Genomic DNA, 12011 nt, shown 5'->3' with positions numbered 1-12011 from the left:
CAGCCATCCTCCTGGCTGTCAGTTTCCAGCCGTACCGGGCACAGGAGTGACAACGATGAGCACGACGAAGGTTGGGCATACCATCTGGCGTGGCCCGCTTCTGGGCAACCAACGTCAGGAATTGCTGAAAGAAGTCAGGGAGTACCTTCAGCAGGGGTCACGGTCGGGCGCACCGGTCGGCGGCCACAGCGTGATCTATCTCGTGGCCTCGCGTCCCATGCTCAAGGCCATTTCCCTGGAAATCCTCGCTGGACAAAAGGGCGTCTTCGATGGGCTACCGGTGTATCTTTTCAACGGTCTCCTCCGGCGGCTGCTGCGGACGGCGCGCGTCAAACACGAGGGGATCGGCTGGCAGAAGGTGGCTTACCGCCGTGACATCAGCGCAGAGGATTATCCGCTGCGCCGTCCGCTCATCGCCCAACTGATGCGGCAGCTTGCCCGGCGTGGACAGCTTCCGGCATTCGGCCAACTGGCTACGGCGCGCGGCTGTGTGGCTTCTGTCACGCGGCTTATCGGTGAAATCACCCGCGCCGGAAAAACCGCTGCCGAGTTTACGGACATCGTCGAAAACCGGATTGCACGCCTCAAAGAGAGCTTACCGCCCCCTCCCTCTCCGCAGTCAGCCGAACAAATCTATGGCTATGAACGGGATGTGGCGCAGATCATGCGGTGCTATGCCACGGCGCTGAATGGCGGCATACCCGAAAACAGCCCGCATCCATCCCATACGGATCAGTTCCCGGCCGCCACAGAAAAGTTCACCGAGAGTGATGCCGATTACCTGCGCGCCATGGCCGCCCTCGACGGCAGCCTCGATGGACTTCCCTGCCAGACCCCGTTGCTGGATGGGGTTGAGTGGCTCATCGTGGATGGGTTCTTCGACCTCACGCCGGTACAGGGCGAAATTCTGCGCCGCCTCATCAAACGGATACCGCGCGTGACGTTTAACTTCGACGACGACGCCGACAATCCCGCCGTTTTTGCTGCCGTCCACGAAACCATCGCCAAGATTCGGGAAATGATGGGTGATGGTTGCCGGGAGGTCATCTTTCACGAACGCACTGGCAGCCAGCCGGTGACGCGCCTGCCCACGGCTCCGGGTCTTGATGTTCTGCGCCTGGGACTGTTCAACCCGGCGTTTACGCCCCCACCGGACACACCAGTGCCGGTTTTTCTGGCCGTGGCGCCGGACATCGAACGCGAACTTCGCCACATTGCCAAAACCATCAAGCGGTATGTCCGTAAAGAGCGTCGGTCGCCGGCCGACATCGCCATCGTACTCCGCGACCGGGACACCTACGGGGCGCACCTGCGGCGGGTGCTCAGTGATGAAGGAATTGCCTATGCCCTTGACGAACGCCTGCCCGTGACCGACATCCCGGCCGTACGTGCCTGGCTCAAGCTCGTCGCCGCAGCCGCCGACCGTCCCCTTGGGGACACAACGCCCGACCGGATACCGGTCAGCCGGCTGATCGACATTCTCAAAAGTGACTATTTCACGCTTCCCGGACACCAGATGTCTGCCGACGACATTGAAAACGTCGTGGCTTTTGTTGGTGAACAACTCCACCTTGCCGACTGGCTGAAGCGTGCCGAATGCCTGGCAAAAGCTCTCCCGCCGACGGAAGCGAACAGCAGTTCTCCCACAGCAGACGAAGAAGAAACCGGCGAAGGCAGCGATGTGGAGTCAGGCGAGCCAATGGTTCGCCCGGATGCCGTCACGGCCACGCAGTTGCAGGAAGCCGGGCGCAGCCTGCGGGAGTTGGGGCAAATCCTGGCGGAAATTCCCATCGAAGGCCCGGCTGGCGAGCTAAACGCAGCCATTGAGCAGGCCCTGAGCCAGCTTTCCTACGAAAAGGCGCTTGAAGCCAACATCCAGAAAGCCATCGGTCAACCACAGCAACGTCTCCAGGCCACCCTTGACCTGCGGGGGCTTCAGGCAGTCCGCCGTGCAGCCATCGCGGTGGCCGATGCCGAACGGCTGGCGACCCGAAGCCTTGCCGCCACGCTGGGTGAGCCAGCCACGGCTGACGGTAGCCAGCCGGCCCGGATGACACTGGCGGTTTTTCTGTCGGACATCCTGCAGGCACTCGATGACCTGACCTTGCGCGTCGAGCCGGAAACGTTTGGCGCAGTACACATTCTCGAAGTCACCACCATTCGCGGCCTGCATTTTCCCATCATCTTCGTTCCCGGCATGGTTGAGGGCGGCTTTCCGCCCCGGCTGCCGGGCGACTGGTTGTATCCGCCCGCCGAGCGCGAACGCCTCAAGGAAGACGGTCTTGTTCTGGAAGACATCTCCCCGGCCACCATGGTCAAGGAAGAACACTATTTCTACCAGGTTGTGTGCCGGGCAACTGAGGCCGTCCACCTTTCCTATCCGACCGTCGGCGCGGAAGACCAGGAACTTGTCCCGTCCTCGTTTCTGGCCGAAATCAAGCGTCTCGTGCCGGCCACGGCCCCCGAGCCGGCCACGGACTTCGAGCTGGCCACGAACTCCAAGTCAGCCACAGACTCCAGTAAGCCGCACCGCATTCTGGTTGCCAAGGGCTACGACGGCGCAACGTTTCTGGAAGCCACCACGCGCCACGAACTGCTCCGCCAGACCGCCGCCGCAGAGGCCCGACTGCGCCGTGGACAGACGACCACGCAACTTGTTTCAGAACCGGACTCCGCTGCCCAAATGGAAGGAAATGGCCGCTTGGTGTTATCCCCGACCGAACAACTGGAAGCCGTGCAGGAATATGTCCAGCAGCAACAATGGCTGTCGGACAATCTCCGGCAGCGCCAGGAGGTGGAAGCAGACCGGTACAGTCATCTCTGGACGCCTTTTGACGGTCAAATTGAAGACCAGGGTTTGCAGGCCGAACTCAACAAACGGTTCGGGGAACAGCACGTCTTCAGCGCCACAGCCTTCAATGAGTATGCCGCCTGTCCCTTCCGTTTCTTTGCCCACCGCGTCCTCCGGTTGCACCCCAGGGTCAGCACCGCACTCGATCTGCAAGCTTCAGAACGCGGACGGCTTCTCCACGACATTCTGCGCGACTTTTACCGGGCCGGGCCCCTGCCACACCAGAGCACAGGCTCTGAAACAGCACTCACCCGTCTCAGAGAAATCGCTGAAAAAGTATTTGTACAGTATGAGCAACACATTCCGCCCCTCAACATGAAAATATGGGCAATTGAAAAACGTATCCTGATCACCTTTCTGGAACAGTTGATTGCTGAGGAACTATCCTACGACAAAAAAGCGACACGACATATCACAGAGCTGGCTTTCGGTATGAAGATAACCGGAGCTGATGAATCCTCTGTCTCGCAACCTCTGGAACTCATGAACAAACAGGGGCAAAAAATTCTCCTCCGGGGCCAGATTGACAGAATTGATGTGCTGAAAGCAAAATTGCCTCAGGCAGAAAAAGAGCAGGAATTTTTCATTGTCTATGACTACAAGCTTTCAAAAGGAACTTCCATTGATGAAATGAGGAAAGGACGTGATGTGCAGATTGCAATTTACCTGGCATCAATAGAGAAGTGTTTTCCATCGCTCCAACCTGTCATTGGAGGTGGATACTACTCCATCACAAAAACTCCCCGCTGCAGTAATGGACTCTACCGAATCGATGGCGAAGAACTGTTGCCAAAGGAGCAGAAGCACTACTACCTTTCAAAAGAAGAATTCAGGGAAACCTATGAGTCAATCCTGGGTTATGTGTGGAAGTACAAAGAGAAAATCGAAAAAGGGCATTTTCAGGTGCTCCCGTCACGTGGACCGGAAGAATGCCGGTTTTGTGATTTCAAGCCGGTTTGCCGTTATGAGACACACAGAATCCAACGCAAACACAGAAGAGTGACGGAACAGTGTAAGACAGTGTAAGTCGGTCAAGGCAAAAACATTATGTTTCTAAAAGTTTTCAGCTTTGTGAAGATGCCACTCATTGTGATTTTTCTGATTGCAATGGGGCGTTCCATCATTGGAATTTCAGGCGTCCCCTATGCACCGCGTGGAAATGCCATGTTTTCCATCGTCAACACCATGCTACTCAGTTCACTCTACTTCGGGGCATTGTCGTCACCGGTTGGCAGATTTAGCTGGACAGAAACCGTACTCATTGGTCTCATCATCGCTGAATTTGCAGAAATTCTCATCTGGATAATGACTTTTGCAAGCCTGATAGGAAATTTGCAGAACTCATATTTCCTGCACTGGGACTCACTGAATATCAAGGAAGGAACGGAAATTGGCTATAGGGCTTTGATTCCACGCACAGTTGCCTTGTTTACAGCACCCATTCCCTGTATCTTTCTGGCCTGTCTGGGAAGGTTCGTCTTCTCAAGATTGATTCCTCTGCCAGCACAGGCTTCAGGCGGACGTTAGTCATTTTTCAATCCAGGAAGGGAGAAACTGTTATGTCCGAAGTAAAAACATCACTTTCAGAATCGGCTGCCAATCTTTCAGCGTATGAGAGTTATCACGGACTGACCGCCGAAGCCATACAGCGGAGCTTTCTTGACCACCTCGAATTTACACTCGCCAAAGACCGCTTTACCGTGACCCATCTGGATCAGTATCTCGCCTTGGCCTATGCCGTTCGTGATCGGCTCATTGAACGCTGGTTGCGCACTCAGGATACTTACTACCGGGCTGATGCCAAACGGGTCTATTACCTCTCCATGGAATTTCTTATGGGACGCACGTTGGGCAATGCCATTGTCAATCTCAACCTCAAGGAAGAATGCCGGAGAGCGCTGCTCGACCTTGGCTACCGGCTCGAAGACATTCAGGAAACTGAACCAGATGCGGGACTTGGCAATGGGGGGCTTGGGCGGTTGGCGGCCTGTTTCCTGGACTCCATGGCGACACTCGCACTGCCCGGCTACGGCTATGGTATTCGCTATGAGTACGGTATCTTCAACCAGGAGATCAAGGACGGTGAGCAAGTCGAACAGCCAGACAACTGGCTTCGGTACGGAAACCCGTGGGAAATTGCACGACCGGAAGTGCTCTATCCCGTCCACTACTACGGGGAGGTAGTCCAATTTCCAAACGGGAACGGCAAAATTGCTCACAAATGGATCAAAACCGAAACGGTTCTGGCTATGGCTTATGATACGCCTATTCCCGGATATGGTGTCCAAAATGTCAACACACTAAGGCTTTGGTCGTCGAAAGCATCACGCGAGTTTGACTTCCACCACTTCAATGAAGGTGATTACATAAGCGCCGTCAGGAGCAAAACAGAATCAGAAACCATCTCAAAGGTTCTCTACCCAAATGACAACCGGCACTCAGGCAAAGAACTTCGGCTAAAACAGGAATACTTTTTCGTTGCCGCCACACTTCAGGACATTATCCGACGCTACAAGAAGACAAGAAAAACTTTCGACGAATTCCCTGACAAAGTAGCCATACAGCTCAATGACACACACCCAGCCATTGCTATCGCCGAGCTGATGCGCATTTTTCTTGATGAAGAGAATATCCCCTGGGAAAAAGCCTGGGAGCTGACCCAGGCGACAATCGCTTACACTAACCACACAGTGCTTCCCGAAGCACTGGAAAAATGGACCGTTGAACTTTTGGGCAAGGTTCTGCCACGTCACCTGGAGATTATCTACGACATCAACTACCACTTCCTCCGGGACGTCAGAGTCAGGTACCCCAATAATGAAGAGCTTGTCCAAAGAGTCTCTCTTGTTGAAGAGCCGGTGCCCGGCATTCGTCCCAAGTCCATACGCATGGCCAATCTGGCTATTGTTGGCTCACACCGGGTCAACGGTGTGGCAGCACTGCATACTGAAATTCTCAAGCGCGACCTGTTCAGGGATTTTGCGCTGATGTTTCCTGAAAAGTTTGAAAACAAGACAAACGGCATCACGCAAAGGAGATGGCTGGCATGCTGTAACCCTCAACTTGCCTCTCTCATCACAGAAGCCATTGGCGACAAATGGATGACCGACCTGTATGAGATGGAAAAACTCATTCCCTTTGCCGATGATCCGGGTTTCCGGCAGGCCTGGCAAAAAGTCAAGCAGGACGGTAAGGATATTCTTATTGAAGTCGTCAACCAGACGTGGAAACACAAGCTACGTATAGACAAACAATCTCTGTTCGATTGCCAGGTCAAGAGAATCCACGAGTACAAGCGGCAACTGCTTAACCTGTTTCACGCCATCACGCTGTATAACCGCCTCCGCCACCAGCCGAATCTCGACATAGTGCCAAGAACTATTTTCTTCTCAGGAAAAGCAGCTCCAGGTTACCGTCTGGCAAAGCTCATCATCCGCCTTATCAATGCTGTTGCTGACATCATCAACCACGATGTGGTCACAAGAGACCGCCTGCGGGTTGTTTTCCTTCCAAACTATCGTGTTTCTCTGGCAGAAAAAATCATGCCGGGAGCTGAGCTTTCGGAACAGATTTCAACGGCCGGTATGGAAGCCAGCGGCACTGGCAACATGAAGTTTGCTCTCAACGGTGCCTTGACTATTGGAACACTCGACGGAGCCAATATTGAGATTGCTGAAGAAGTTGGACGTGATAACATCTTCATTTTTGGACTCACCGTTGAGGAGATCGCTAAGCTCAAGCCACACTATTCACCTTGGGACTACTTCCACTCCGATCCAGAGCTGAACGAAATACTCAACATGATCGGCGCCGGATACTTCAGCCCCTTGGACAAAGAGCTTTTTCACCCAATTCTGTTCTCCCTGCTCGAAGGGGGCGATCAGTATTTCGTTCTGGCTGACTATCGTGCATACGTCGAATGTCAGGAGCGCGTGGCACAGGCCTACCTTGACCAGGACCAATGGACACGGAAATCCATTCTCAATACAGCCAAAATGGGCAAGTTTTCGAGTGACCGGACAATCCAGGAGTATGCCCAATCCATCTGGAGAGTTTCACCAGTGCCAGTCAACATGGTGACTTGTGAGGTTTAAGGTGTCAGGGCCGCTTCTTCGGTCAGCAGAGGCGATGTCAGGTCCGGCTGTTTTCCCGGGGGCGGCGGAGATGGCGCAGGAGAAGCCGCAATTCCCAGCAGTGACATCGCTGCCTGGAAGTCTTCTCCGGTCACAAGCGGCTGAGGTGACGGCACGGACCGGTCCACATACCGGAGAAACGCCACCCGTGCCGCCGCATGACAGAGTTCCTCGATGTCCGCGCCGGATTTCCCGGCTGTTGCAGCAGCCAGTTCCTCCAGCCGCACGGACGGATCAAGCTGCATGGTCCGGGTAAACAGCCTGAAGAGCGCCAGACGCTGTTCCTGCACCGGCAGCGGAACGTGGATTTTTTCTGACAGGCGCCCGGCACGCAGCATGGCGGGGTCAATGAGGTCAAGCCGGTTGGTTGCCGCCAGGATAAAAAGGCGGTCGTTGGCCCGCAGCCCGTCCATCTCGGCCAAAAACTGATTCAGGACACGGTTGACGTGGGGGGCAGCCTCAGCCGCAGCGGCAGACCGCGCGCCAAACAAGGCATCGGCTTCGTCAAAAAAGATAATGCTCGGACGATGCGCCCGGGCGCGCTGAAACAGCTCCGTGACGCGACGTTCCGATTCACCGGCCCACTTGGCGTAGATGTCACTCGGCGTCACGGCATAGAAGCTACACCGCGCCTCGTGTGCCAGAACACGCGCCAGCGTAGTTTTACCGGTTCCCGGCGGGCCGTACAGGATGGCCCCACGGGGCGGGGTCAGCCCAAAGGACTGCCCGGCCTCGGGGTTTTCCAGCAGATGCTGGATGAGGCGAAACGCCGCCCGTACTTCTTCTGTCAATACAATGTCTGACCAGGAGCGGCGCACGCCCACGAAACGCTCATCGGCCTCAAACTTCGCCAGCGCCGCCGCCAGGTGGTGGTCGGCAATCGGCTGATTGGCAGCAAAAGCTTCCAGGGCGGCGGTGTTGACGAGCCGTGCCAGGTCAGCCGCCGTACACCCGGCCGTGCGCTGCGCCCAGTGCTCGTAGTTGATGTCTCCAATGGGGCGCGCATGCAGCAGGTTTTCGAGCATGGCGCGGCGTTCGTTAACTTCCGGTGGATGCAGCGTCACGCGCCAGTCGAACCGTCCGGGACGGACCATTGCTGCATCCAGTACATCCGGCTGGGAGGTTGCCGCCATCAGCACCACGCCCGGTTTCTGCCGAATCTGCTCGATGTGCTGAAGAAAGGCTTCCAGAAAGCGGCGATGCTCGATGTTGGACTCCGTATCGCGCAGGTTGGCCGCCAGGCCCTCGAAGTCGTCAAAAAACAACAGGCACGGAGCGCGCTGCGCCGCCTGCTCGAAGACCTGACGCAGACGTTCGACGCCTTCTCCCGACCATTTCGAGGTCACTTCGCTGAGGGTGACGCGCACGAGCGGCAGTTGAAACTCACCTGCTGTCGCTTCCGCCAGAAAGGTCTTGCCGCTGCCCGGCCCGCCAATGAGCAGAATGCCGTTCAGGTGAATGCGATACTGCGCAGCCCGCTCGGCTTCGAGCACAATGCGTACGGCCTGGGCAATGGTCTGCTTGGCTTCCTGGTATCCCCCAACGTGGGCAAAGGTCGGACGCCCGCCGGGTTGTGTTCTGGATTGGATGACTGATGCCGATGAAGGCGCAGGTGAAGGCAACGGGCCAAGCTGCTCCAGAGCCGCACGGTAGGTTTCATTTTTGGGTTCGCGGCGCAGGGCTTCTGCAAAATGCCGCCGTGCGGCTTCAAGGTCGCCAAGCTGACAGTAGGTGAGACCCAAGTTGTACTGAATCAGTCCCGGCGCGTCCGGGTAAGCCCGCAAAAACGTTTCCGACTGCGCCGCCCGGTGATAGGCCGCCAGCGCGGCTGACCAATCCTGAAGGCGAAACAGAACATCGCCCAGTTCATTGTGATAGGTGCCCCGCCGTGGCTCCAGCCGGATTGCCGTGTGGTACGCCTCGCAGGCCGCGTCAAGGTCTCCGGCCAAAAACAAGGCGTAGGCGAGATTGGCGTGGATGATACCCCGCTCACGTGGATAAGCCCGCGCATGCGGGTCACAGGCAATGGCTTCCCGGTAGGCAGCGATGGCAGCCGCATAGTCCCCACGTTGCAGATGTTCGTTGCCGCGTACATTGGCAGCGCGCGCTTCCGCAATATCCATGGCTTCGGGTGTCACAAAGGCAAGATGAACCACAGCCTGCTGGCCGGCGTGGGGGTAGAGCCTCCGTGGTGGTTCCACTTCCACTATCGCATGCGCGTGCCGTCCCATGCGAAAAAAGTCTTGCCCTACGCTGTGGCAGATTGCTGTCAGCGGTATCCAGAGCAGGACTTCTGAAGGGGATGGGGGTAAGAGCAGGTAACGGGGAACAAGCCGGAACCGCCTGTCAGGGCAGTTCGTCGAAAATTCCCTTGCTCATGTAGCGTTCGGCGCTGTCCGGGAAAATCGTGACGACGTTCTTCCCTTCTCCAAGCCGGCGGGCAAGCTGGATGGCGGCAAAAGCGTTCGCACCGGCCGACCCACCGCACAGGACACCTTCCTCACAGGCCAGGCGGCGCACCATGGCGAAGGCGTCACGGTCGGTGACGGCAACCACTTCATCGCACAACTCGCGGTGAAAGTTCTCCGGGATGAAGCTTGTGCCGATACCTTCGACCTTGTGTGGGCCGGGCTGCCCGCCGCCAAGCACCGAGCCTTCCGTTTCGACGGCAATACAAACCGCGTTTGGGTTGCGTTCCCGGATGTAGCGGGCCACACCGGAAAAGGTCCCGGCCGTGCCGCAGCCAATGGCAATCCCATCCACTTTGCCGCCAAGCTGTTCATAGATTTCGGCCCCGGTCGTCAGGTAGTGAATGCGTGGATTGGCCGGATTGCTGAACTGCTGTGGCACAAAAGCATTCGGGATGGATTCTGCCAACTCCAGCGCCTTGCGAATTGCGCCGGGGATGCCTTCTTCATGAGGCGTATAGACCAGCGTCCCGCCCAACGCCTCAGCAACCTGCATTTTTTCACGGCTGTAGCCTTCCGGGACGCACAGGATCACCCGGTAGCCGCGCGTCCGTCCGATGAGCGCCAGCCCAATTCCGGTGTTACCAGCAGTTGGCTCAATGATGGTAGCGCCGGGCTTGAGCAGCCCACGCTGCTCAGCATCGGTGATGAGGCCCAGCGCGGCGCGGTCTTTGATGCTTCCGCCGGGGTTGAGGTATTCAAGCTTGGCGTACACATTGGCGGCTCCCGCCGGAACAACGGAGCGCAGGTGAAGCAGGGGGGTTTTGCCAATGAGTTCCGTGATGTCTTCCGTAATGCCAAGTGCCATGGGATGTATCTTTAGGGTGATGGTTGACAATGGCGATGCTATCGTTGCCGCAGTTCCAACGCAACGATGCGATACACCTGGCGGGCCGTGGGGTCCCAGTTGCCAGCCCGGTCGTTCATAGACCGTCGGACGTGACGAACGGCCGGATGTTTTGCTAAGACTTGGCCGACCGGTCGCCCGACGCCGGAACTTCACGCCCACAGGACACCAACCTCTGATGAACTCAGGCATCCGCGTCCGCTTCGCGCCTTCTCCGACTGGCTACCTGCATATCGGCGGGGCGCGCACGGCGCTCTTTAACTGGCTGTTTGCCCGTAAACACCACGGTACATTCATTTTGCGGATTGAAGACACGGACCGCGAGCGTTCCACGCCGGAAGCCGTGGCGACCATTCTGGACGGGCTGCGCTGGCTGGGCCTCGATTGGGACGAAGGTCCCTTTTACCAGTCCGAACGGCTGGCAGCCCACCGCCAGCTTGCCGAACACCTGCTCGCGGCCGGCCATGCCTACAAGTCCTACGAAACCAAAGAGGAACTGGAAGCGATGCGGCAGGCGGCCGAGGCAGCCAAACAGCCCTTTGTGTTTCGCGGCCGCATCCTGTCCCCCGCAGAAGAGGCGCAGCTCACGGCCCAGGGAATACCCTATGTCGTGCGGTTCCGCGTCCCCCGGACGGACGGCGCCGTGACGTTCCACGATCTGGTTCACGGGGAGCAGACCAAGCGCTATGCCGACATCGAGGACTTTGCCCTGCTCCGTTCGGACGGCTCACCGCTCTACATTCTCAGCAACGCGGCCGATGACATTGCCGAACGGGTGACGCACGTTATACGTGGGCAGGACGGCCTTGCCAACACCCCCAAACAACTGCTCATCTACCGGGCGCTGGGCGTCCCGGAACCCACCTTTGCGCACCTGCCGCTCATTCTGGATGGCAAACGCGCCAAACTCTCCAAACGCAAGCATGGCGAACGGGCGACGGTGCAGTTCTATCAGGCGCAGGGCTTCATCCCGGACGCCTTTCTCAATGCTATTGCCCTGATCGGATGGTCCCCCGGTGACAACCGGGAAATCCTCTCGCGGGAGGACATGATCGCCGCCTTTGATTTTGCCCAGGTGAGCCGCACCAACGGGATTTTCAACCTTCCGCCAGCGGACCAGCCGCTGGCCGACCCACGGCAGTTCACCGACCCGAAAGCCCTGTGGCTCAACGCAGAATATCTCCGTACTCTGCCGCTCGACCGGTTGCTCCCCATGGTGCAGGCGCAGCTTGAGACGGCCGGACTCTGGAAGCCTGCCTTTGCTACCGGTGACGGGCAGGCGTGGTTTGCCCGTACGGTGGATGTCATTCGTGAGCGTTTCCGCACGCTGGTGGACTTCACCACCTACGGGCGGGCGTACTTTGACGACACCTTCGACATTGACCCGGAAGCTGCCCGGAAAAACCTGCGTGACCCCCGCCTGGCAACGTGGCTGCCGGAACTGGCCGACACGCTCGAACCGCTCCCGGACTGGACGGCAGAAGCGGTCGAAGCGGCGCTCCGGGACTTTGCTGCGGCCCGGGAAGTCAAGGCCGGGTTGTTCATCAACGCGGCGCGGGTGGCGCTCACGGGACAAAGTGTAGGGCCAAGCATGTTTGAGGTCTTTGTCCTCATTGGCCGCGAGCGTTCCTGTGCCCGCCTCCGCGCCACCGGGCAACGGCTCATGGCCGAAGCGCCGGCCAGCCGTGACGCGGCGGCCACATCCTGAACAT

Annotated in this window: 6 protein-coding genes; 4 read left to right on the top strand and 2 right to left on the bottom strand. The window is 57.8% G+C overall.

Annotation, left to right across the window (positions count from 1 at the left end; all coding sequences use genetic code 11):
* Window positions 1–55 precede the first annotated feature (55 nt).
* The 3 genes from CABTHER_RS03900 to CABTHER_RS03890 are packed head-to-tail and all read left to right on the top strand — an operon-like array spanning window position 56 to window position 6945.
* Window positions 56–3877, top strand: coding sequence for a PD-(D/E)XK nuclease family protein (locus CABTHER_RS03900; RefSeq protein WP_014099286.1), 3822 nt, complete (start codon window positions 56–58; stop codon window positions 3875–3877).
* A gap of 21 nt (window positions 3878–3898) precedes the next feature.
* Complete coding sequence (locus CABTHER_RS03895) at window positions 3899–4378, top strand: hypothetical protein (RefSeq protein ID WP_014099285.1); 480 nt, start codon at window positions 3899–3901, stop codon at window positions 4376–4378.
* A 32-nt stretch (window positions 4379–4410) separates the two neighbouring features.
* Window positions 4411–6945, top strand: a complete 2535-nt coding sequence (locus CABTHER_RS03890) for a glycogen/starch/alpha-glucan phosphorylase (RefSeq protein WP_014099284.1) — start codon at window positions 4411–4413, stop codon at window positions 6943–6945.
* Here the strand turns inward: CABTHER_RS03890 and CABTHER_RS03885 are convergent.
* A complete protein-coding gene (locus CABTHER_RS03885) occupies window positions 6942–9140 on the bottom strand; it encodes an AAA family ATPase (RefSeq protein WP_228374070.1) in 2199 nt (732 codons plus the stop codon). The genes CABTHER_RS03890 and CABTHER_RS03885 overlap by 4 nt on opposite strands.
* 190 nt (window positions 9141–9330) lie before the next feature.
* Window positions 9331–10260, bottom strand: a complete 930-nt coding sequence (cysK, locus tag CABTHER_RS03880) for a cysteine synthase A (RefSeq protein WP_014099282.1) — start codon at window positions 10258–10260, stop codon at window positions 9331–9333.
* A 217-nt stretch (window positions 10261–10477) separates the two neighbouring features.
* Here cysK and gltX point away from each other — a divergent pair, with 217 nt between their 5' ends.
* Entirely contained in the window at window positions 10478–12007 is a 1530-nt protein-coding gene (gltX, locus tag CABTHER_RS03875; RefSeq protein ID WP_014099281.1) for a glutamate--tRNA ligase, read from the top strand.
* The last annotated feature ends 4 nt before the right edge of the window (window positions 12008–12011 follow it).

Source organism: Chloracidobacterium thermophilum B (assembly GCF_000226295.1).
GTDB classification, from domain to species: domain Bacteria; phylum Acidobacteriota; class Blastocatellia; order Chloracidobacteriales; family Chloracidobacteriaceae; genus Chloracidobacterium; species Chloracidobacterium thermophilum.
The sequence above is the reverse complement of the archived record's forward strand: the minus strand, read 5'-3'. Positions and strand labels throughout refer to the sequence as shown.